The 24,436-nt window shown below is 41.1% G+C and carries 17 protein-coding genes; 4 read left to right on the forward strand and 13 right to left on the reverse strand.

Translation table 11 applies throughout. The features are described 5' to 3' along the window. Positions 1 to 189 precede the first annotated feature (189 nt). Positions 190 to 1,296, reverse strand: coding sequence for a metallophosphoesterase family protein (locus AB0756_RS04760; RefSeq protein ID WP_050046277.1), 1,107 nt, complete (start codon positions 1,294 to 1,296; stop codon positions 190 to 192). A gap of 294 nt (positions 1,297 to 1,590) precedes the next feature. Between AB0756_RS04760 and trmB the strand changes: the two genes are divergently transcribed. Together trmB and AB0756_RS04770 are read left to right on the forward strand one after the other, a co-directional pair. Continuing rightward, positions 1,591 to 2,226: a tRNA (guanosine(46)-N7)-methyltransferase TrmB gene (gene trmB / locus AB0756_RS04765; RefSeq protein ID WP_038084102.1), complete on the forward strand. Its 636-nt coding sequence runs from the start codon at positions 1,591 to 1,593 to the stop codon at positions 2,224 to 2,226. A 498-nt stretch (positions 2,227 to 2,724) separates the two neighbouring features. Then, complete coding sequence (locus AB0756_RS04770) at positions 2,725 to 3,432, forward strand: response regulator (RefSeq protein ID WP_167844637.1); 708 nt, start codon at positions 2,725 to 2,727, stop codon at positions 3,430 to 3,432. A gap of 17 nt (positions 3,433 to 3,449) precedes the next feature. On the opposite strand, the gene AB0756_RS04775 is transcribed toward AB0756_RS04770, so the two are convergent. From AB0756_RS04775 to ppsA, 7 genes are all read right to left on the reverse strand, one after another. Continuing rightward, complete coding sequence (locus AB0756_RS04775; protein WP_038084104.1) at positions 3,450 to 4,091, reverse strand: hypothetical protein; 642 nt, start codon at positions 4,089 to 4,091, stop codon at positions 3,450 to 3,452. A 235-nt stretch (positions 4,092 to 4,326) separates the two neighbouring features. Beyond that, the gene (locus AB0756_RS04780; RefSeq protein ID WP_050046279.1) at positions 4,327 to 5,064 is read right to left on the reverse strand and encodes a hypothetical protein; all 738 of its coding nucleotides are present in this window, start codon (positions 5,062 to 5,064) and stop codon (positions 4,327 to 4,329) included. A gap of 409 nt (positions 5,065 to 5,473) precedes the next feature. Beyond that, positions 5,474 to 6,637 carry a hybrid sensor histidine kinase/response regulator gene (locus AB0756_RS04785; protein ID WP_038084107.1) on the reverse strand — a complete coding sequence of 388 codons (1,164 nt, stop codon included), beginning with the start codon at positions 6,635 to 6,637 and terminating at the stop codon, positions 5,474 to 5,476. Between the two features lie 97 nt (positions 6,638 to 6,734). Continuing rightward, the gene (locus AB0756_RS04790) at positions 6,735 to 7,181 is read right to left on the reverse strand and encodes a response regulator (RefSeq protein ID WP_038084109.1); all 447 of its coding nucleotides are present in this window, start codon (positions 7,179 to 7,181) and stop codon (positions 6,735 to 6,737) included. Continuing rightward, entirely contained in the window at positions 7,120 to 9,429 is a 2,310-nt protein-coding gene (locus tag AB0756_RS04795) for a sensor histidine kinase (protein ID WP_202048597.1), read from the reverse strand. The genes AB0756_RS04790 and AB0756_RS04795 overlap by 62 nt, the downstream gene beginning before the upstream one ends. 384 nt (positions 9,430 to 9,813) lie before the next feature. Next, positions 9,814 to 11,493, reverse strand: coding sequence for a dolichyl-phosphate-mannose--protein mannosyltransferase (locus tag AB0756_RS04800; protein WP_050046280.1), 1,680 nt, complete (start codon positions 11,491 to 11,493; stop codon positions 9,814 to 9,816). Positions 11,494 to 11,537: 44 nt separating this feature from the next. Continuing rightward, positions 11,538 to 14,036, reverse strand: coding sequence for a phosphoenolpyruvate synthase (ppsA, locus tag AB0756_RS04805; RefSeq protein ID WP_038084115.1), 2,499 nt, complete (start codon positions 14,034 to 14,036; stop codon positions 11,538 to 11,540). 354 nt (positions 14,037 to 14,390) lie between these two features. On the opposite strand from ppsA, the gene AB0756_RS04810 reads away from it, so the two are divergent. After that, complete coding sequence (locus AB0756_RS04810; RefSeq protein WP_038084117.1) at positions 14,391 to 15,455, forward strand: tellurite resistance TerB family protein; 1,065 nt, start codon at positions 14,391 to 14,393, stop codon at positions 15,453 to 15,455. A 117-nt stretch (positions 15,456 to 15,572) separates the two neighbouring features. On the opposite strand, the gene AB0756_RS04815 is transcribed toward AB0756_RS04810, so the two are convergent. The 5 genes from AB0756_RS04815 to rpsB form a co-directional block, all read right to left on the reverse strand. Then, positions 15,573 to 17,504, reverse strand: coding sequence for a GAF domain-containing protein (locus AB0756_RS04815; protein ID WP_050046281.1), 1,932 nt, complete (start codon positions 17,502 to 17,504; stop codon positions 15,573 to 15,575). Positions 17,505 to 18,384: 880 nt separating this feature from the next. Continuing rightward, on the reverse strand, positions 18,385 to 20,985 hold the full coding sequence (gene recG / locus AB0756_RS04820; protein WP_038084119.1) for an ATP-dependent DNA helicase RecG: 2,601 nt from the start codon (positions 20,983 to 20,985) through the stop codon (positions 18,385 to 18,387). Between the two features lie 66 nt (positions 20,986 to 21,051). Next, positions 21,052 to 22,068 (reverse strand): hypothetical protein, encoded by a 1,017-nt coding sequence (locus AB0756_RS04825; RefSeq protein ID WP_038084121.1) that lies wholly within the window; start codon positions 22,066 to 22,068, stop codon positions 21,052 to 21,054. Between the two features lie 240 nt (positions 22,069 to 22,308). Beyond that, positions 22,309 to 23,253: a translation elongation factor Ts gene (gene tsf / locus AB0756_RS04830; RefSeq protein WP_038084123.1), complete on the reverse strand. Its 945-nt coding sequence runs from the start codon at positions 23,251 to 23,253 to the stop codon at positions 22,309 to 22,311. A 279-nt stretch (positions 23,254 to 23,532) separates the two neighbouring features. After that, the gene (gene rpsB, locus AB0756_RS04835) at positions 23,533 to 24,330 is read right to left on the reverse strand and encodes a 30S ribosomal protein S2 (RefSeq protein WP_038084125.1); all 798 of its coding nucleotides are present in this window, start codon (positions 24,328 to 24,330) and stop codon (positions 23,533 to 23,535) included. Between rpsB and AB0756_RS04840 the strand changes: the two genes are divergently transcribed. After that, positions 24,255 to 24,422, forward strand: coding sequence for a hypothetical protein (locus AB0756_RS04840; RefSeq protein WP_167844575.1), 168 nt, complete (start codon positions 24,255 to 24,257; stop codon positions 24,420 to 24,422). The two genes, rpsB and AB0756_RS04840, sit on opposite strands and share 76 nt — an antisense overlap. Positions 24,423 to 24,436 lie beyond the last annotated feature (14 nt).

The raw sequence follows: 24,436 nt of genomic DNA on the forward strand, positions 1-24,436 counted from the left end.
GGCGGGGATAGCTTCGCAACGCGAAGCGTGTGCCTTGCACATAGCGTCTGTGCTCCTGAGATACAAGGGAGGGCGAACAAGGGAGGGCTAATGGCTAATGGCTGATGTTGAATTAACAATTAGCAATTAGCAATTAGCCATTAGCCATTAGCCATTAGCCATTAGCCATTAGCCATTAGCAATTAGCAATTAACCGCTAACTAACAACGTAGTGTTGTTATCAATGAAAAAGGGTGTACCGCTTGAGTCAATAGCACCATATTTCTGAAAATAACGCCGCAGTTCTAGCGGAAACTCAGGATAGTCAAAGACGGCGTCTCCGTCAGCCATATTTGCCCAAAAATATCGTAAGGTGGGAACTAGCTCTTTTGCTTGTGCTAAAGGTAAACTGATCGGTGGTACAGTGAGCAGCTTGATTAAGAAGGGAACACTGCGATCGCCCATCCATTTACGGGAGGAAGTTTGTAAATTAGGAAAGTTAGGGACTGAGTCTACTCGATAAGACAAAATTTGCAACCAGTCTTGACCGAAATCATTGCGATGAAACTCTAAAACACGATAAGGATGTGGATAACTGACTAAAGAACCTGTTGTTATGTCGTACACTCCGTCTGCGTAGGCGACATCCTGAACGTGTAAATGTCCGGTGAAAACTAAACTAACGCCATATTGTCGTAACAGGTGTAATAGTTCTGGAGCATTCTCCAACATATATCGGTTTGCCATAAGGTGGCGGGACTGGTTGGGTAAATGTTCAATCACATTGTGATGCACCATCACCAGCACGAGTTCGCCAACGGATGCAGCTAGTACTTCTTCCAACCATTGCAGTTGTTTGTCATCTAAACGCCCTATTTGCTTACCTTGGTCATTGAAGAAGTTGGAATTTAAGCCAACTAACCTCACTCCTGGTAGCAATTGACAAGTGTAGTAAAGTTGATTGGTGTTACCATACCCAAACTTGCGATAATAATGGGGAAAATTGGAAAAAGCAATTGATTGCTCGTTTGCCATCACAACTGGAACATCATGATTGCCAGGAACAACATAGGCGGGAAACGGTAACTGTGCCAAACGGTTTTGTAACCATGTATGGTTTTCTGGTTCACCATGCTGAGTTAAGTCGCCTGGTAGTAAAAGGAAATCTAAATCAAGTTGTGTGAGATGTTCTATTATGCTTTCAAATGCTGGAATGCTAACTTCGACTAAATGAAAGCGATCGGGATGATCCCAGATTGTGTGGGGAACTGCAACGTGCAAGTCGCTGACTACAGCAAAACGAAATTTTAGAGCCATTGACCTAATAGTGATGTTAAAAACAGGTGTAAAAACTCTTTTTAAATTGAGTATAGCCTGTAACTCCCCATGACTTGATTACACTATATATCGACGATCCCCGTTAATATTTGTATACAGAACGGGTTAGTTGTTAGTAGTTAGTGGTTATTAGGCGACAAATACCACTTACCCACAACTGTGTACGGGCGCAATACTTTGTCTGTTGACTAACATCCAACCATTTTTATGTATAAAAAAACACGTATTTGCTAATTTCTAACAACTAACCACTAACCAATAAGGAGAAATATTTTGGCAATTATTCGAGTCCGCCAACACGTTAACCCACTAGCACATAAGTATCAAACCCCTCTCAATCCACCAAATTGGGAAAAGGTTTTTGCCCAACCAAATTTACCACTACATTTAGATATTGGCTGTGCTAAGGGACGCTTTGTTCTTAATATGGCACAAGTGGAACCAATGTGGAATTTCTTAGGTTTGGAAATTCGGGAACCATTGGTAGCAGACGCAAATAGGTTGCGAGATGAGTTAGGGCTGAGAAACCTTCATTATTTGTTCTGCAACGCCAACAACTCACTCCGTCCCCTTTTGTCTTCTTTACCTCAAACAAGATTACAACGTGTCACAATTCAATTCCCCGATCCTTGGTTTAAAAATCGCCATGCAAAACGGCGAGTGGTACAGCCAGAATTAGTCGCAGAACTTGCAGAATTTCTTCTCCCTGGCGGTATTGTTTTTTTGCAGTCCGATATGGAGTTTTTAGCAGTCGAAATGTGCGATCGCTTTGCAGCTAATTCCGCTTTTGTGAGACATGGTAAGGGAGAATGGTTAGCAGAAAATCCTCTATCAGTTCCTACAGAAAGGGAAACATATACCCTTAACAAGGGAGAACCCGTTTATCGGGCTATCTTTGAAAAATCTTAAACTGAGGAAGACTTTATAGTTAACCGATACCCAATTGCTGTTCATCAAAGTTGCTCTCAAAATTCGCATCACTTGCTCTAAGTCTTAGGGAACTTAATAGCTGTCCCTCTCCCGTTTAAAACACTTTGCCATGTGAGTTTTGAATCCGTTGGTGTTTTTGCCTATTGGTCAAGTGCGCCTAACTCAGTTACCAGTTGTGCGAATCAGCCAAGGTTTTAGTTCTGCGATCGCTTGAACGCGCAAGCTTTACTCAACTTATCAAGTATTCAAATATAGGTACTGAAATAATAAAAAATTATTATTTATGCGATTCTCTGACGATCTTGGAAAAGCATTGATAAAATTGGTGAAACTCGGAAAAATATGTCAATACTAATCAATAGTGGGCTTGAAAGACAGATGGTTTGAGTATTTGTACGAATCACTCTTCCATAAAAGAGAACCATACCCCACTCTCCTTTACCCTAATTAGACTCTCAACTAAGAAACACTGTTACTATGAAACCTGAAAAGAGCGATTGTGATTCCAAAGATAGTGAAAATAATTCTCAATCTGTAGATAGATTGCGAGTACTTGTAGTAGATGATGATGTTGATAGCTGCATTTTTATGCGCTTTATTCTTGAAAGTTTTAATTTTCAGGTAATGACAGCCTCAAAGGTCATGGAAGCTGTGGAACTCATGGTGAAATTTCAGCCAAATCTTTTGATTAGTGATATCGTTATGCCTCAAATCAATGGTTATACGCTCATTCGTAAAGTTAGAACACTTAACCCTCCATTAGGACAAATCCCAGCTATAGCGGTAACAGGTCTGGATTTGGAAGAAGGACGCAACTTTGCTTTAAGGTATGGGTTTCAAGCTTATTTAATTAAACCAATCGCTCCAGATGAATTAATACTCTTAATAGAAAAACTTATAAAGAGCCCGTCAAACAATCAACTCCAATGCGAAAATTCATCTAAAATAATAACTACAAAAAGCTTCTTGCCTTCTCAATCAAAACAGGTAGATAAGTTACCAATTGAGACAACATCTTTACACAAAAATTCTGCCAATCAGATTATTATTAAAACTCAACAACTAAGAACTCAGTCAAAACAACTGAAGATACGTTATAACGACCTTGGCTGTCGCTTTGTAGTCTTAAGAGCTCTGTTTGCTCAAAGTCAACGGAAATTCGGGCGGATCAAGCTGTATCAATAAGATACAAATATGCATTTCTAATCTTTCTTTATCAATGGTTTCAGCACAAAAAATCCGTTATGCTGAAGCACATCCCGTTGCTCATCCGTAAGAAACATATAGCCTATGTCATACTTTTCATAAATAGAATAAAACTTGCCTTTAGGAAAATTTTGCTCCACAATCTGTAGAAGGGAATTTAAGTATTTAGAATCTGGAATTTGAATCGTGTTATAGTTAATTTTTGTACTGTAACGCTTTCCATTGAGTGTGAAAGACTGACCCACAGGCTGGTGTTTATTGTTAAATTCAGTTGAAATATTACTGATTGTAAAATCTCTGTGTGCTAGAGAAATTAATTTATACGTGAATTCCTTATATACAGCTTCTCTTGGTTCCGCATTTTCCCAATTGAAGGTCAAGACTAAGCGATCGAATGCCTTCAAAACTTGAGAGGAATGAGTCAAGTAGCTTTGTGCAATGTTGCGACGAGTAGCGGATATTTGCTGTGGAGTTAAGTAGTCTAATAGCCCAATCGTTTCAAGATTTTTTATAATTTTTTCAATACTATTTGTTGTAAGTAGGTTTTCATGGTCAATACTTACATAAAATTTTTCAAACAAAGCTTTAGCTTGATTTTCTGTTAAAGCAATAACACCAAAACCGTAACGTTCTAACAATGGTATCTCTGATATAGAAATTAAAATCCATGTGTCATAAAGCCGATAGGGGGACCCGCGATCGCGTAGGATTTTATTGAATAAATTGATAGATAACTCCTCGAATTGGTAGTCGCTTTGTTGATATTGCTTTCCATTAACACTAACGGAAACTATTACTCCCTTTCCGCCATAAGACTACCGATCTTCTTCTCCTCTTTCCTCTGTGTCCTCTGCGCCTCTGCGGTTCATTTAATTAAGAAATCTTCGAGCGCGAAGGGAGTAATTTCTCAGTTTGATAGTTGCTAAAGATTGTTTGTTTAACTATTTCTAATTTAAGATTTTCAAAATGAAGGTTTGCTACACCACTCTTGGCTAAGGTTTGGGCAATACCAACATAAATTTTTTGTAAGTAATCGGAAAAAGCTTCAGAGTTATCTCGTCGAGCAAAAACTGTAGATCCGTCAATATACTTAAATAACTCAATTCCATCGTTAACATTGTGAGACTTAAAATCTTTGAGGAGTCGCTTGTATCCCTCTTGTGAAAGTACAGCAGTAGAACGCAAGGAATTAAGGAGAGGTTCATATTGTTTTGATTCAAGCCATTCATAAATTTTCATTCGCCGTTTAGCCTGCTCAAATAGCTGAACATCAAGTTTTCCTATACGATTCCCCATGAGATCTGCTTGCAGTTGTTTGTGGACGTGTTGAGTGATAACACCTGACTCTCTAAGTTGATGCAAAATTTTAATTAATTGAGCGCGTTCCTCCTCATTTGGTTCTTCTACATCGAACCCCACAACTGCTTTAAACAATCCTACTGTAGGTGAAAAAGGAAGTAGACGGTCTGTAGCAGCCTGTATAAGTTGATCGAGTAAAGCCAAACGATCCGTAATTGCTCCCTCTGCAATTAAGCGAATAACCTCCTCATAACTTGCTTGTGTCATTAAGTTGAAGTTGCGGAGGTTGCGAGCAACATCTGTTAGAGACATGGTGTTTCTTATTGCAGCAGATTGGTCAAGCTGAATACCTTGTGTGGATAAAGGAAAAATAATTATAAAAAATACCAACCAAATGCAGGCTAATAGTTTTAAGAATGACAAGCAAAATTTCATAAGTGAAGTTGGCACAAATAAGCATATATAGTTTGTAGTTGTAATGTATGCCCTCCCTGCTAAGCTTTCTGCAAACACAGACATCGCAACTACAAATAGAAGACAGAAATTTTATATTTTTTTTACGTGTTTGTGTTTTTTTGCCAACAAACTCTAGTTTATAAAAGAAGAATTTTGCATGAGTTCTTATGTCTTTATTTGAAAGGTCGAATCATTCATCCCAAAATGACAAAATTTTTTCGGCTGATTGTTAGGGCAAACTGACTGTACAGGATTTGTTATAATTCTACTCCCTGCTCTTTCTAACTACAGGTAGTGTAACGGCAAAGGTCGTCCCTATACCAATCTCGCTATGAACGGAAATTTCCCCTCCAAGGGTGTCCACGCATTTTTTAACAATTGATAAACCCAATCCAGTACCGGGGATCGAACCTACATTGGAAGCTCGATAAAAAGGTTGAAACATTTGCTCGCGGTCTTCTTTTGGAATACCTATTCCATCGTCATGTATCTGAAAAATGACTTTTTGTGCCTGCCCAATCAATTCAAATCGAATGGTACTCTCTTGTGGGGAATATTTAATAGCATTGCTTAGCAAATTACTACAAATATGCCGCAGTACAATTTCATCCCACAATGCTTCTTCCAATTGACCAACACTTGTAAAAATCAGAGAAAGATGTTTTTCTTTTAAACTTAGTTGCACTTCTTCAATCAGTTGATGGCAAAATATTTCTAAATTAAGTAGTTGAAATTCACATATAAGTTTGCCGGAATCTGCTCTCCCTAAAAATGAAACTTCATCTAATATTTGAGCCATGCTTTTGATTGCAGAACGAATCAACTGATAATGAGAATTTTTTTTCTCTTTAGGCAATTTGTCTCCGCTATTATGCAATAATCCAGAAATTAACTGAATTGTATTTAAGGGGCTGCGAATATCGTGTGACAGCATGGAGACAAATTCTGATTTAAACTGACTGATTTCCTGAACTTTCACAAGTTCAGCTGTTCGTTCTTCAACCCGGCTTTCTAACGCCTGATTGACTGCACGTAATGATTCTAAAGCTTGTTTGCGCTCAATTGCATAACGTAGAGAACGAATCAAGACTGAGACATTAATTTGTCGTTTGACAAGATAATCTTGCGCTCCTTTCCGCACCGCTTCGAGGGCGAGTCGCTCGTCGTTAGTATTGGTCAATACAACAATTGGCAAATTAGGTGCTTGCTTTATCAAAGGCGAGAGGGAAGCTAACCCTTCACTATCTGGTAGGGTCAAATCTAACAAGATAGCGTCATAAGTAGCCCTACTTAATTCTTGAAGAGCGTCCCTCAATCGCTGAACGTGAAACAAACTAAATTGATTGGACTCGGCGTTTTTGAGTAACTCTTCTAACAACCTTGCTTCTGCAAGATTGTCCTCAATTAACAAAATTTTCACCGAGGTCACCCCCTATGGAATGATGAATTATGAATTATGGATTATGAATTATGAATGGAAGGTTTAAGTATTTAGCATTCATCATTCAGCACTCATCATTCATAATTTATTCTGATGGTAAAGTTACGGTTGCTAGCCAAAACTCTTCTATTCCTTTGACGATTTTGAAAAGCTGGCTGAGGTTGCGGGATTTGGTAATGTAGCAATTCACGTGCAAATCGTAGCTGTGGAAAATGTCATCCTCATTGTGTGAGGTTGTCAGTACGACGACAGGAATGCGTTTGAGTTGTGGGTCGGCTTTAATTTCTGCCAAAACTTCCCTACCATCTTTTCTTGGCAAGTTTAAATCTAGCAGAATAAGGTCAGGACGGGGCGCATCCGCATACTCCCCTTCTTGACGTAAATAAGCCATAGCATCCATACCATCCCTAGCCGTAATGACTTGATGTGGTACTGTACTATTTTTCAATGCTTCTTGGATCAGACGAACATCAGCTTTGTTGTCCTCTACCAAAAAGATTGTTTTGTACTTTTCTTCCGCTTCTGCGCTCACGATCGCGTCCTCCGACTGGAATCGTAAAGTAGAAAGTTGCTCCTTCACCGAGTTGTGACTCTACCCATATTCTTCCCCGGTGACACTCGACAATTTTCTTACAAATTGCCAAACCCATTCCTGTACCTTGGTACTCATCTCGCGTATGCAAACGCTGAAAGATGACGAAAATGCGATCGCTAAACTGCGGATCGATACCAATACCGTTATCCCGCACAGAAAACAACCACTCATCTTCCAAGCGAGTTGCTCCTATATGGATTTCCGGATTCTTGTCACTGCGGAATTTGATAGCATTGCCAATGAGATTTTGGAATAACTGCATCAACTGGGTACTATCAGCCATTACAGTTGGTAAGTCATCATAAGTAATTACAGCCTTAGTTTCACTAACACGCTTGCGTAAATTAGTCAAGGCGCGTTCTAATGCCGTATCTACCTCTATGAGTTCAAACTCAATCGCTTGCATATCTACTTTAGAATAAGCTAGCACATCGTCAATCAGAGTCTGCATGAGACTGACTCCCTCAACAACGTAACCAATAAATTCCTTAGCATCTTCATCGAGTTGTTGGTCGTAGCGCATTTCCAGCAACTGCGCGTAATTTGCCACTTGATTGAGAGGTTCTTGCAAATCGTGCGAGGCGACGTAAGCAAACTTTTTCAATTCAGCGTTGGAACGCTCCAGATCGTGCGCCAGCTGAGCCAGTTCATCAGCCTGACGCAGTACGATATTAACAATTGCTTTTCGTAATTCCAGTGCGGCTTTTATTTCTACATATCGCCACGGCAAAGAGGTTAAGCGAACTGTCTCTTTCCAGAGTTCAAAGGATTTTCGGGGACGCAAGTGCAAATTCCCTTCTGTTTGGCTCAACTCAAAAGCCTTATTGGGATCGCCTCCCCAGTTTACAGTTTGAATAACTTCTGGTCTAAACCACAAAACGTAATTTCGTTTGGAGATGGGAATTGCTAGCAAGCCACTGGCAACATGTTTGAATCTTTCAGCATCAGGATAAATATGTGGCAAAGAATCTGTATAGAAGACTTCTTCTTTGACATTATTCCTCAACCACTGGACTAAAAAGTTCAAATCTTCTTCTTTGGGAGTTTCACCAATTAACGTGTAATTTCCACCAAAGCAGATCGCTGCACCTTGAGCGCTGGTTAAATCGAGAAGGCTGGGCTGGTGTTTCACTAACCCATCAATAAAGTTTTCTTCTTGCGCCATATATTCAACCAAAGCTGATTGAATAGACGCTAACTGCATGCGGTAGTCATAATCTTCCGTTTCTTCTCTAGCTGAAAGTTCTGCAAATATGACTCGACCGAGAAATTCGCACGCTTTTCTTAACTCATAAGCAACGTATTTGGGTGTCTGATGGTGACAAGCAATGAGACCCCAAAGTTTTCCTTCTTTAATCAAAGAAATTGTCAAAGAAGCACCTACACCCATGTTATGCAAGTACTGTATGTGGCATGGAGCCGCACTTCTGAGACTGGAGTTGGTTAAGTCTACCGGACGTTGGGTAACTGGATTATTGATTGGAAAAATTTCTACAGGTTCTGAACGAGTATCCGGTATGATTCTAATCCAATTGGAAACAAATAACCTTCTTGCTGGTTTGGGAATATCTGATTCTGGGTAATGCAAACCCAAGTAAGGTTCTAGATGATCTAGTTTTTCTTCAGCAATAACAGAGCCATGTCCGTCTGCATCAAATTTATAAAGCATTACCCTATCAAATCCGGTGACTTTCCGGACTTCTTGGACAATAATTTGGCAGAACTCCCTAATATTGCTAGTTTCCCCCAGTTGATTAATGGATGCTCTCGCTAAATGATAAAAACTTAAAAAGGGAATATTGTCCTGAGCAATAGCAGGCTCTAATTCCAAAATCAACAATCCTTCTGGGTTGCGATGAAAGACTGCGTCAAAGACTACATATTCATCACCTTTTTTCCGCACCCAAATTTTTGTAGGATTGATGAAATCCAAACTATCTTCTAACAGTCCTGCTTTTATTCTTTCTATTTGAAAAGGATCGAGTAAATCTTCCAGTTTTTGGTGCAGCAAATTTATCGGAGCTATCCCAAATACTGAAGAGACATTGGTGGTAACTTGCAATATAGTTAATTCAGGTTCTTTCAGAACAAGAAGAACTCCATGGGGTTGAACTTGACCGGAAACATGAATGGGTGCTTCTTTTAAGCTAGTTACGTTAATGTCTTGTTGTAAATCCTTAAGCACTATGAACCTCTATTGTTAATAGTAGAGTAACTTTACGTAATTTTGTGAATTTCTGATAAAATTTCTCAAAAGAACACAAACTACAAACTTTTCAGTTTTTGACAGTTGATAAATTTTCAAACAGCAGCACGTATTCTATAAAGTTAACAAAATTTTTCCTAATAGTGACCGCTCGGCTTTCTTTCTACTTTTCCTCAGGACTTTGACTTGCATTACTACAGTAGTGTAGCTTACATTAGTTTAGACGATTGTCAATTTATGTTTCAGATAATAAATATTAAAAGTCAGTGATTGCTTGCACGGCAGATGTGTATTTATGTTAAAAAATCTCTTGAAAAGTTAGGGTCGGCATTGCCGACCCTACTAACAACTAACCACTAACAATTAAATCCAAGAATTAAACCACATCCTCACGGGTCTATACTCAAAATTTGATAGGGGTAAACCTAAATAGATCGGCAACCAGAAAATAAAGGCTGCAATAATCAAAAAGGTAAGAGTCACGCCAACAGCCCAGCTCCTTACGGGTCTAAACTCAAAATTTGATAGGGGTAAACCTAAATAAATCGGCAACCAGAAAATAAAGGCTATAATAATTGAAATGGTAGGAGTCAGGCCAACAGCACGCATTTGAGTATAGTAACTGCGGATGCACCAATCGACAAGCCAAGCGATCGCCAGAAATGCAAAGACCACAGCTGTCATGTAGTGATAGATAAAAAGGCATCGGTTGACTTTTACCCAAGGGAGTAAATTTGCGGCATAATTGACTAAGAAATACAAAACAATCCAAGTCTCGTTGCTGAATTCAGCAGACAGGAAAAAACGTTTTTGCTCAATCCAAAGCTTGGCAAATTGTCGAATTAAGACTCCTAAGAAAAATAAAAGCGCAGCAGCACCAAACCACCATAATAAGGGATTGCCCATGGCATGAACGTCATAAATAACTTTCCCTGCACCTGTAGGAAGAGGAGGACCTATGACAGGAATTGGATCTTTAATACTCGTTGCTGTTTGGTAGAAATACGCCATTGGTCGAATCATGAAAGGCCATGTATACCAAGGAGAACAGTAAGGATGTATTTTAGAGCTATTACCCAGACGTTCGTGAAATCCTAAAATCTGCTTGTGAACTTCTACAAACCCATATCTTGTATCTAAGTGTAGGTGTGGAATCCAGATAAGGCTGTACACAATCGCAGGAATGATTCCTAAAAAAAATAGAATCTGAAAAATATTCAGTTGAGTTAATTTTTTTAGTGGAGTAGGCTTAGCTTCTAGTCTATAGGGGTTTATATATTTCGTCTTTCTTTTGCCAATGGGTAATGAGGTCAAAGATAAAGGCAAAACAGAAGTTTCCTGACTTTCTATTTCAACAGAATTATTTTGAGCATGATGATGAACAAATTCATCTTGGGATTGCTCGTTGCTCTTGACTCTCTTCAAGTGAAAAGATTGCAACCACCGATTTCCCCAAGCTATTATCCACATAAGATAAGCACCTAGCAGAAACCACAAACCGTTCCACTTGGTAGCACAAGAAGCACCAAAAGCGACTCCAGAAATGACTAACCAAAAGGTACGCCGTAAGTGCTGTTTGGCAAGTGCCAGAATCAAACACAATTGTCCCAATAAGCCGAAAATGACAATATATTGATTGATTAAGGCATAGCGGGATTCTACAAGAAATATACCATCACACGCTGCAAACAATGCAGCTAGAAAGGCAAAGCTGCGACGGTAACTGATTTGATAAGCGATCGCCCCAACAATCACAGGAATAAATGAGCCAGAAAAAGCATTGATCCAGCGATAACTGATGGGTGACATCACCGACCCAGTTAACCCATTGACCTGGTTTTGTAAAAAAGGAATGTGATTGGCAATCCAAATTCCTATGGCAATAATGTATTTTCCTAATGGTGGATGACCGTCAAAAAATGGGGTATTGGTCAGATAGTTGTTGCCAAATTTAGCATAGTAAACTTCGTCAAAAACAAGGGTATTGAATCGTCCCAATCCCCAAAATCGGAAGGCGAGTGATAGCAAAAATACACTCGCCATGCTAAGGTAAAATATTTTTTTATTCACTGGTCGCTAGTCATGAGTCACTGTGTATTTTCTACTTTAGCGATCTCCAACATGGTTTTTAACACGGAATCGGGATTGAGGCTAATGGAATCAATTCCTTGTTCCACTAGGAATTGAGCAAATTCTGGGTAATCGCTGGGTGCTTGACCGCAAATGCCAATTTTCCGATTGTACCTTTTAGCAGCGGCGATCGCCAACCTGACCATTTGCTTGACTCCCTCACCGCGTTCGTCGAATAATCGCGACACTAAAGCAGAATCCCTATCCAACCCCAGTGTTAGTTGAGTCAAGTCATTGGAACCTATAGAAAACCCATCAAACACTTGTGCAAACTCGTCAGCCAGAATGACATTATTGGGTAACTCGCACATGACATAAACTTGCAAATCGTTGACACCCTGCTTTAAACCATTTTTTGCCATTTCTTCCAACACCAGACGCCCCTCATTGGGAGTGCGACAGAAGGGAATCATGGGAATTACGTTTGTTAATCCCATCTCGTCCCTCACTCGTCTCATTGCTTGGCACTCCAAAGCAAACGCTTCTTTGTAGCCTTCATCATAGTAACGTGCTGCACCCCGCCAGCCGAGCATTGGGTTTTCTTCTTCTGGTTCAAACTGCTTCCCACCCAACAAGTTAGCGTATTCATTACTCTTAAAATCTGACATTCGCACTATAACTGGTTTGGGATAAAAAGCAGCAGCAATTCTCCCAATCCCTTGAGCGAGGCGATCGACAAAATACTGGGGTTTATCATCATAAAGTGCGGTTATTGTCGCCACTTTATCTTTGACAAATTCATCATCTAGCTTGTCATAATGAATCAGTGCCATTGGATGGGTTTGGATGTGGTTGGCAATAATAAACTCTGTTCTTGCCAAACCGACTCCATCATTGGGAATTGCAGATAGGCTAAATGCTTCTTGAGGGTTACCCACATTCATCAATATCTGAGTGCGAGTGCGAGGTAAATCTTCTAAGGTCACTTCTTGCACTTCAAAAGGCAATAATCCCTCATAAACTCTTCCTTCTTCCCCTTCAGCACAAGAAATGGTAATTTCTTGACCGTTTTTCAAAATTTCCGTAGCATTGCCACATCCTACAATGGCAGGTACACCTAATTCTCGTGCAATGATTGCTGCATGACAGGTACGCCCCCCTTGATTGGTGATAATCGCACTGGCTTTTTTCATAATTGGTTCCCAATCAGGGTCCGTTCTATCTGTGACTAAAACTTCTCCCGCTTGGAAATCTTCAAGTTTGTGTATATCTGTAATCAGGTGAGCTTTTCCCTGACTGATTGCTTCTCCAATAGCACGTCCTATAACTAGTGCTTTTGGCGCTTGAGAATTGGCAATTGGCGATTGAGCTAACTTTTCCCCAGTCCCGATCCCCCATGCTCCGCTCCCTGTAAAACGATACGTCCTTAAAACATTTTGCGTTTTTTGTGATTGGACTGTTTCCGGTCGGGCTTGGACAATAAACAATTCGTTTGTGATACCATCTTTTGCCCACTCGATGTCCATTGGGGTGTAGGTGTTGTGAACTTGAGAATAATGGTCTTCTATTAAACAAGCCCAACGAGCGAGTTGTAAAATTTCTTCATCTGTTAAAGCATATTTATTTCTTTCTATTTGAGGCACTAAGATATTTTTTGTAAATTTTGTGCCATCATCATAGACCATTTTTAATTCTTTACTCCCCAATCTTTTATCAACGATTGGGTTGTAACCTTCTCGTAAAGTTGGTTTAAAAACATAGTACTCGTCTGGGTTAACAGATCCTTGAACTACATTTTCCCCCAAGCCGTATGCTGCTGTAATCAATGCAGAGTTCTTGAAACCCGTTTCGGTTTCAATTGAGAACATGACGCCAGAGCATGCTAGGTCAGAACGCACCATCTTTTGTATACCAACAGCAAGAGCAACGCTAAAATGGTCAAATTTCTTAATATGTCGATAAGAAATAGCTCTATCTGTAAATAAAGATGCAAAACATTTATGACATGCTGCTAAAACACTCTCTACCCCAGTTACGTTGAGATATGTTTCTTGCTGACCTGCAAAACTAGCATCAGGAAGGTCTTCAGCCGTTGCACTAGAGCGTACAGCTACGTCTGTATCTGGATTGTATCGTTTGCACAGAAGCTTGTAAGCTTCCACAATGGCTTCTCTTAGTGGTGTTGGAAATGGTGTGTGGAGTAGTAATGCTCTTGCTTTTTTCCCTCGTTCTCGCAAATTTTTGACATCCTCTACATCTAGGTCAGAAAACAGTTTTCGCAGTTTCTCTTCTAACCCAGCCGATTGAATAAAATATCGGTAAGCATAAGCCGTGGTAGCAAATCCAATAGGTACATTTACACCTTTCGGTGTAAGTTGTTGAATCATCTCACCCAAGGATGCGTTTTTACCACCAACAATTGGTATATCCGCAATCCCAACCTCATCAAACCAGAGAATGAGCGATCGCTCGATAGATGATGAGTGCGATAAAGTATTTTTTGTTGCTGTATCCATCTAAAATAACCCCTTTAAGATTGATCCCTGATTCTTCTCGATCGCCTTCCTATATGTATTATATATCACCGATCTTTTTAATGCCTGTACGTTTTTTTAGATTTCAACCTCATTTATTTAGCTTCACTGACAGACAAAACTTTTTCGGAAAATTGTCTAGCGATCGCTACGGATTCAAATGTTCAAATTAAGTTTTATAAAGATTTTTTTGCCTGACTGCTTCCTGTATGCCTTATCTGTAGCAAGAAGAAAGTTTTACGGAAGATCTAGGATTAGGGGACTCCCTCGCTTGGTAAACTACCCATTAACACTAAAGTTTTGATAGCACCAACAGCTTTTACGGAGGGAGCAGTCATGGGCAAATACGACAAAATCTTTAACTCCACGAAAACAACTAAAGAGAAACTGACCGCACAAGAAGCGGTAGCAGCGATTGGAGTTGTAACTTCGGCGGCTGATTCTAGCTTAGACGAAGTAGATCCAGACTATATAGCCGATATTCTGTGGGAATTTCTAGAAGTTTTTGAAGAATATTCAGATGATCAAATGTTAGAGCTTCTAGATAAACTGATAGCTATAGCGGAAGAAGATAGTGTAGGAGCATTATTTAACGCAGCAAAGAGTTCCCTCTCGGAAGACTTAACACTTGATGCTTATGCGGCGGGGGTTAGCCTTCTTGTTGATGAGGAAGAAATAGTGATTCCGAAAGGAAAAATGAATTTACTAAAAAAGTTACAAGAAGCGTTGGAAATTAAAGATGATGAAGCCAAGGAAGTCAGAGACGAAGTTATAGCCGCTTTTGAAGACGTAGAGGAAGAATTAGAAGATGAAGAATTTCTAGATGATGATGCACCAGGGTTTGATGAAGGTTCCGAACCACAAATGTATGAGTCTCCAGGAAAGAATTTTGTAGTTCCGATTCCTGTAGACACTCAAAGAGGTGGTAGAGTTCAAGCGCAAGAAGGGTTAGTTAGCTTTTCTGATGACTTTGGAACTCTATTAAGAATTGATTACTTTCGCTTGACATCACAGCAAAAAAAGGAAATTGAATCTATAGGACACGAAGAATATCTACGATCGCTTCTCCTAGAACAGTATGTACCTCAAGGAATTGTTGCAAATTTACCAGATGCACGGGTAAAACATACTAAGTACATAGAGGACGCATTGGATGGTGCGTACTTTGTGCTAGTTGATATGCCTGAAGGTTCAAACATTTCTAAAACGGGAAACAACGGAACTGCTAGCAGATTAGATGCCTATCGGGGACTTTTAGGATTTACCAGTGGTAATTTCCTATATATAGTTAGCAGCCAGCGCAGCTTTTTTGATGGAGAAACTCCCGGTTCAATTGAACAAGAGTCTCAAAGGATCGAAGAGAGCATTCTAAATTTCGTTGATACAATCGAATTTACTTAGGAATTGGGGACGAGAGCCTATGGACTGGCGACTGCGAGCTATTACAGATTGGCTCACCCCTTTTCCCAGGCTCCGCCTGGGAATGCCTTTAAGTGGTTTGTCACGTCAGCAAGCAGGCTAGAATCGAGAACTGCTAATATCTTGCCAGCATCCCACAATTTCTATGGGATTTCCTTCAGCATCTGTCACCAGTCTCAGTTCATCATACATCCATCGGTAATAACCGTTCTTGTGCAAAAAGCGGTATTCATAAGCAAAGTGTTTTCGGTGGGTTAACTGCACTAATTCAGCAAGCACGCGGTTCCGGTCATCTGGATGGATGTGAGAAAACCAAAACTGAGAATGGCTTGTAAACTCTTGGGGCTCATATCCCAAAATGTTAAACACGTTATCGCTAACGAAAGTCGCTCCAAAGTATCCCGATGGCTTGCAGCTATAAATAATCGCCGGACTGTAAGCAAGAAGGTGCTGAAGCTGATTTTGGGTACTGAGAAGCAACTTTTCCGTGCGCTTGCGTTCGAGGAGTTCTGTTTGTGCTTGTTGATAAAGTTCGGATTGCTGAATGGCAATTGCCACTTGAGTTCCCAACTGTTTGAGTAAATTAATTTCTACAGGTTCCCACCCTCGTGGCTCAAAACAATGGTTGGCAACAAGGAGCCCCCAAAGTTGAGAAGATGCCCCCGTTCCTCCGTTTTCTACTACAATGGAGACAACTAGATTCGAGCGAATTTGCAATTGTTCGAGCAATGCTATGTGACAAGGTGCAAGATTTGATGTGTATATATCCGCAACAGCTTGAATCTTTCCCTGTTCGTAAAATGGGCGAAGAGAGAGTTCTTGGAAAAAAGAATCTTTGATGATAGTCCCCTGAACGCTCTTGCAACCGGGCGCAAGTGACTCAACCACTATACTACCGGTCCAATCGGGATGAAAGCGATAGATGAAAACGCGATCGCACTGAAGGAATTGCTGCACTTCTGAAACCGTTGTCTTTAAAATTTCCTCTAGATCTAGCGACCGACGAATATGCTTTGCCATTTCTGCCATCAAATGTTCTCGTTGAGTTTGCTGGTATAAAGCAATCTCTGACTGTCTTTGCTGTGTGACATCCGCACCAATACCAATTACCTCCAACAATGTACCGCTATCGTTCCAACGATTGACCGAGTTCCACGAAATCACTCGTTTCTGTCCGTGCTTGGTAGTCAGTCTCATTTCGTAGTTAATCACTTGTCCCTTCTCAAAATCACGGAACAGTTGCTCAACTTGCCAGTATTCGCCATCTGGATAGAAAATATGCCACCAATTTTTTCCCACAAGTTCATCACTGCTATAACCCGTGACTTCACTAACTATGGGATTTACAAAGGTAGTCATCCCATCAGGAGCAATCCCACAAATCAAAGTTGGAGCAGCAGTTACAATATGACTGATGTATTCTTTCTCACGTCGCAAAGCATCTTCTGCGTGCTTGAGCTCTTTCAGATTTCGCGTAATGGATAATTCTGGCTCTACTTCCACAATGGCACGAAAATAGCTTTCTTGTTGCTGCAATGATTTTTTTAAATAGCGAAGTTCTATCTGGCTGACAACCTGACGACTAAGTGCTTCAAGGGCGGTGATTTCCTCTAAGTTAAGTTGGCGCGGTACCCGGTCAATAACACATAATGTTCCAATCCGAAAACCTTGTGGTGTTGTCAAAGGCGCACCTGCGTAAAACCGGATGTGAGGATCTTCAGTGACTAGAGGGTTAGTAGCAAAGCGGGGATCTTGCAACGCATCTGGAACGATCAGTGGCTCTTTATGCAAAATAGCATGGGCACAAAATGCGGCACTGCGAGGAGTTTCAGAAGTTGTTAATCCCACTTTAGATTTAAACCACTGGCGATCGCTATCTATTAAGGTAATCAATGCGATCGGAGTCTTGCAAATGAAAGCCGCAAGACTGGTTAACTCGTCGAATGCTACTTCTGATGATGTATCAAGGATTCGATAGCGCAAAAGTGCTTCAAGCCTCAAAGCTTCATTGTCGGGTAAAACAGATTCCATTGCCCAAGTTTTTAAGCAATACCAGTTAACTGAAGCTTTACAGCCTCGTATTTATCTTGTGCCCTAAATACCAATGGAAATTGACCTAGTCTATCAAAAAGACACAGTTTTTCATCCTTTGGTACAAAACGTTACGGCGCTTTGCTCCGATAGCTAATACTATAAACTGTCTCAATCAAATCCGGTACAATTTCTGCTATTCTCAGCTTTTGTCGCAACACTGTAAGGTAAATTTTAATTCAATACAATTTGTAGATATTTATGAATACATTAATAATAACTTATCGATCCAGAAAAATTAATGAAAGTTTATGAGTAATAGTCTTATTGTTTCCGTTATTCAAGAAGCCTTGCCGGCAATTATCTGGTAGAAGGCTGAATATGAATTGCCTATCCTCATTTAAATTAGATATTTATTTTTGATTATTAAGTATAAGAATATGGATGGATTGAAAGCATTGAAATACCCAGCGCATCGTTGGAGAAGTGGTTGGTTTACCTAGTACACGAAGGCAGAAGTACGATGGCAGAGGAGCCACTGCGGTGGACGGGTTTCACAGGCTACAGCAAGTGGCGTGGCAGAAGGCGCAAAAGCTTTAACTGTTAGCTTTTTCTCTGTTACTAATGGTTGCTTTATTTACGCCGAACTGTACTAGTTGGTTTTTAATAGTAGATTTTGTATGGCTTAAAAGAGGTATAACTAATAACTAACGCAAACAACAATAACGACAACAATCAAGAAATTTACGCGATTATAACAGAGTTAGCCGATATCTTGCACCTACACCCTATAAGGGTGAGGCTATACAAACGAAGCCAGCCTAAGCAGGCTAGAAATTCCAATTTTTCGTGTTATTGATAAAAATATACGCAAAATCAGTTATGTCAAAATTGCCCCACCCATTAACCGCTCGTACCGATATTTCAACTCTTCTTTCATCAAATACCATCGCTCTAAACTTGCGTCTATCTCTATCACCTTTTCTGCTGCTTGTCGCGCTAAAACTAAGACCTCCTCATCTTCTACCAAACTAGCCAAAGTAAAGTCCGGTACACCAGATTGACGAGTTCCTAAAACTTGTCCGGGACCGCGAAAACGCATATCCATTTCAGAGATAAAAAAGCCATCTTGGGACTGTTCCAAAACTCGCAGGCGTTGCTGTGCATCCGGGCTTCTAGAACTGCTCATTAACAAACAGTAAGATTGAGCCGCACCTCTACCAACACGTCCTCGTAATTGGTGCAATTGCGATAAACCAAAGCGTTCCGCATTTTCTATGAGCATAACTGTTGCATTTGGTACGTCTACACCTACCTCTACAACAGTGGTCGAAACTAAAATTTGAGTTTGATTAGCCCGAAATTTACCGATCGCTTCGTCTTTATCCACTGAACTCATGCGACCGTGGAGCAACCCCACCTGAAACTCAGGAAAAATACTTTCTTGTAACTTTTGATGCTCCTCCACTGCCGATCGCACATCTAATTTTTCTGATTCTTCCACCAATGGCAATACCACGTAAACTTGTTGTCCTTTAGCAATCTCTCTGCGGATGAGGTCGTAAGCTTGGGTGCGCTGCTGACTGGTTAGAATATTTGTTTGAATTTTTTGCCGTCCGGGCGGTAACTCATCAATTTGGCTGACATCCAAATCCCCGTGTATTGTGAGCGCCAGTGTTCGCGGAATTGGAGTTGCTGTCATCGTTAGAACGTGAGGTTGCTCGCCTTTTTGTTGTAACTTTGCCCGTTGTTCCACCCCAAAGCGATGCTGTTCATCAATAACGACCAAACCCAAACGTTGAAAATTAACAGGGTCTTGAATCAATGCATGAGTTCCCACCAACAAAGGCAATTCACCAGTTTCTAACTGAGCGTGAATTTGTCTTCTTTTTGCCATTTTTGTAGAACCAGTCAGTAATTCTACTGGTAAATGCAAAAGATTAAACCAACTCACTAACTTACGATAATGTTGTTCTGCCAAAACTTCAGTAGGAGCCATCAGTGCTGCTTGATACCCAGATTGAATAGCCGCCAGGATAGCAATCACAGCCACAATGGTTTTACCAGAACCAACATCTCCTTGAACCAAACGATTCATCGGTACAGATGTTTGCAAATCGTTGAGAATTTCATGAACAACTCGTTGCTGTGCGTTAGTCAGTTTAAAAGGCAATATCTCGTAAAATTTTTCCAGCAACTCTCCTTTAGGTGCAAGAACAGCACTGGTTTGGCTTGCCTTGGCATAGTGTTGCCGTTGTAGTAAACTCAATTGCAAGTAAAAGAATTCGTCAAAAACAAGACGACGACGGGCTGCTTGCAGGGTCATACTATCGGAAGGAAAGTGAATGTTAGCAACCGCTTCCTTCAATTCCATCAATTCATACTTACCTCGCAACCCACTTGGTAAGGGATCTTTGAGAGAGGAAGCACAAGGTAAAACAGCCGTAACTGCTTGACGCACGAGATCCGCACCAACACCCTCTGTTAAGGCATAAACTGGTAAAACTCGATTGATACTGAGTGACTCTATCGTATCGCCGGGATGCGCTAAAACTTCTATTTCTGGATCTTCTAGAGTTAACCCATACTTGCTTCCTTTAACCAATCCACACGCTGCTACAATACTACCCTGAGGATAGCGCCGCTTTAAACTTTCTTGCCATGCGCGACTGCTATAGCGCGTACCTGCGAAAAACCGACTAATCTTAATGCGTCCGGTATTATCGCGCAGCGATAATTCTAAAATTGTTAGCTTTTGATTTTTAGGGCTGCTAAAGCAATTGCAACTTTTGACTGTTGCGACTATCGTTACGGTCTCCCCCGCCTCCAACTCGCGGATATGAGCTTGACGGCTATAATCAATGTGGTCGCGGGGATAGTAAAAAAGCAAGTCGCGCACTGTCTCCAAGCCAAGACGCTCTAAACTTCCTGCTTTTTTGATTCCTATTTCTGGTAATTCCCTGAGTTTTTGGTCAATTTTGGGAGCTAGTCTCCGACTCACTTCGGCAATGATTTTGGATTGGGGATTGGGAATTTGAGAACTCGGAGTTCCCGCAACATGGGGATTGGGGGTTGGAGATTGGACGCTAGGAGTTGGGGCTTGGGAAGAAAGAATTCGAGAGTAGGTGAATGAGGATGAAGGAGATGAAGATGAAGGGGACGAAGGAGATGATGGAGATGAAGAAGATACGATTGTTTCCTTATCAACAGTTTGCTGTAATTGATAAAGATATTTGCGAGTTTCTGAGATTAAACGCTGTCTATCTTGCAAGCCCAGATTGGAATAATTAGCGAATTCAACAGATAATTCTTGCCAGCGACGCCGTTCATTGGTGGGCAAACCCGTGGGAAATTTGCCGAAAGTTAGGGTAAAAAACTCACTGAAGCGGTACTGCTTACCCATTAAATCGGTAAAACCTTGTTCTGATTCTATAGCTAGGGCTTTCTGTAATCGTATCCAATCTGGCTTGTCATTCATCATCGGATTTAAAATTTAGGATTTTGGATTTGGGATTTTGGATTGAATCTAAAATCGAAAATCCAAAATCTAAAATTCATCAGACCAAATAGCACGCCATGCTGCTTCTGCTTCAGCAATTGAGCGTTCTCGCTGTTTCTTTTGGTACTCTTGTGCTAGCTTATTTAGTTGAACGAGAATACTTCGGATCTGCTTGCGACAGGATGACAGGGTTACGTCATTAAACTCAATTTCTCCAAGTCGCAGGTTAAGAGCCATAATCTGTGTCAAATTGGGTTCTTCTGACTGCTGTTCGCCATCAACTTCAATGACTAAGCTGAGTAAGTTAGGTGGTCCTGGCATTACTTCAGTAGCAGCTTCAGAAGCAGCAGCTGCTGCTGCTTCCAAAATCGGTTCCGGTAATTTTTTAGGCAGTATCCCGCATCTCTGTAACAGAAGATTGGCATCACGTGAAACCAATTTCAGCTTATCTTGCATTGCTCTTTCCAAGCCATGCTGCCATTTGAGTATTTCGATGGGATTCGCGGAGTTGGGAAATGGAGGTAGGGGTACTGGCGATCGCGACGACAAGGAAAGGAAGGCGGATACAGCCGAGCGAGGGGACAAGGGGGGCGAGACAAACAATGAGGAATTTTCTCCTTTGTCGCTTTCTTGTTTGCTTGCTTCAACACTCGTCACTTCCTCTTTTGTACCATCTTCCCCATCTTTCTTATTTTCCCCTTGTTTCTCATCGTCCTCATCTGGCTCATTGTCCTCATCTTCCCGTTCTTCCTCATTCTTCTGTTCTAGACTGGCTTCCTGCTGCTCGCTTTTCATTAAAGCTTGCAACTGTTCGGCTGTTTGCTGACCGAACTTCCGGACTGATTGTTGCAATTGCTGGCGCTGATTTAAGGACAAACTCAAGAAACTTTCAGGGTACCCTTGGGTACATAGGTGGTAAGTTGCTTGATTTAACTGTTGCTGTACAGTTTTTCCCAAAGTCGTTAAATAGTTGGCGTAAGCATTGTGAAGTTCTTTAGCGATCGCCCGAATCGCCTCTTCTAATGCCTGAATATCCCGTTCTATTCGTTCAATAGCTCTTGCCATATCTTTAGTTTACCGCCCATCTGAACCGAATATGGTACAAATGCACTTAATTATTGTAGGATAAATTTGTTTAAGGACGCTAGTTTAATATATCAATAAATATTTTTAGTAGGTGGGCACTGCCCACCTACATCAAACAGTTAGTACTGCCCAATACAACTCCTCTCAACACGCATAAAGACGCTTGCGAGGGTGGCTTCCTTACGCCTAATGGTCATCTTTTAGGTAAACAAAGTAATTTTACTTAGTACCCATTTGAGCAGCCACTTCTTCAGCAAAATTGCTTTCTTGCTTCTCGATCCCCTCACCCAGTACATAGCGAGTAAAGCGACGGACTTGGACGCTTCCGCCTACTTGTTTTGCACTTTGCTTGATCAATTCCTCAACAGTGATACTTTGATCGCGAATGTAAGGTTGATCCAGCAAAGTCATTTCTTTGAGGCGTTTTTCAATTCGTCCCTGAACAATCTTTTCCTTAATGTTCTGTGGCTTGTTACCCAAGTCATCACGCCCCATTTCGATGTCTTTTTCCTTTTGAACAACATTAGCAGGAATTTCATCGACGTTGACATATTCAACGTTAGGGCAAGCTGCTATTTGCATGGCAACATTGCGTGCTAGAGTTTGGAGATGCTCGTTTCCAGCCCCTGCTTCAGCTTGGCTGTTCAGTTCAACCAACACACCGACGCGACCGCCCGTGTGAATGTAACTGTCTATAACTCCTTGTGTCCCTTCTGCAAGGTCAAATTTGGTGAATCGGCGAACCTGAATGTTTTCACCTAACTGGGCAATAGTTTGCTTGAGATAATCTTCAACCTTGACGCTTTGATCTTCTATATAAGGTTGAGTCAATAAGGACTCAACACTGTCAGCATTCGCCGCTTGTTTTGCCAAGTTCTGAACAAGGGCTTTGAAAGCATCATTACGGGCAACAAAATCAGTTTGGCAGTTAACTTCTATAACTACGCCAACACTTCCACCCGGTTGAATATAATTGTCCACTAGACCTTCTGCTGCAATCCGTCCTGCTCCCTTCTCGGCTTTTGCAATACCTTTTTGGCGCAGCCACTCGATAGCTTTTTCTACATCACCATCAGTTTGTTGCAGTGCTTTTTTACAGTCCATCATACCAGCACCAGTTTTCTGGCGTAGCTCTTGGACGATTTTTGCAGATATTTCCGCCATGTTGCCTCAATTCCTACTTAATGGTTAAGAGCTAATTGCTAATTGCTAATTGCTAATTGCTAATTGCTAATTGCTAATTGCTAATTGCTAATTGGTTTTTACCATTAACTATTAGCTTTGATCTTCTTACGGAGACGCTCTCGTCGCTGGCGCAACACGCCTCGCATTGCGAAGCTACGCTCGTAAGGGCTATACGCCAGTTGCTTGCAGGGGAAACCCACCTACACCACTGGTCTCACCATTAGCTATTAGCCATTAGCCATTAGCATTTAAGATCTATTATTCTTCGTCTTCGTCTTCTGGGAAAGCGTCAGAATAATCTGTTTCGCTTTCTTCGTAGTCGAAGTCTTCTTCAGCGCCTTCGTAATCTTCGTATTCTTCTTCTACATCCAATTGACCGTGACGACCTTCGTATATGGCATCTGCTAGTTTGCCCACGATCAATTTAATTGACCGAATAGCATCATCATTTGCCGGAATTGGAATATCTACAACATCCGGATCGCAGTTTGTATCTAACATGGACACAATGGGAATGCTGAGTTTCTGGCATTCCTGAACTGCGTTATACTCTCGGCGCTGATCTACGATCACGACTACATCGGGAACTTTCCGCATGGTTTTAATACCACCCAGATACTTCTGAAGCTTTGCCATTTCCCGACGTAGCATTGCCGCTTCTTTCTTTGGTAGCAGATCGAGAGCACCATTTTCTTCCCGGCGTTCCAAGTCTTTCAAACGATCTACGCGAGTTTTGATGGTCGTCCAGTTGGTGAGCATTCCTCCCAACCAACGCTGGTTGATGTAGTGAGCACCACAACGAGCCGCTTCTTGAGCAATAATCCCTGCTGCTTGACGCTTTGTTCCAACGAACAAGAACTTTTTACCCGCCTCAGCTTGCCCTCGCATATAAGTATACGCTTCTTCCATCAACTGGGCTGTTTGTACCAAGTCGATGATATGGACTCCGTTGCGGGATGTATATATATAAGGAGACATTTTTGGATTCCACCTACGGGTTTGGTGCCCAAAGTGAACCCCTGACTCCATCATCTGAGCCAATGAAACAACTGGCATATTCTTTAACTCCTATTCGGGTTAAACCTCCATCCAAGTGGATTTCCCAACATCAGGAAACACCCGAACCCTTGGATGTGCGAGATTGGTGAACCATACAAGGTTA

Source organism: Tolypothrix campylonemoides VB511288_2, assembly GCF_045999855.1.
Lineage (GTDB): Bacteria > Cyanobacteriota > Cyanobacteriia > Cyanobacteriales > Nostocaceae > Scytonema > Scytonema bouteillei_A.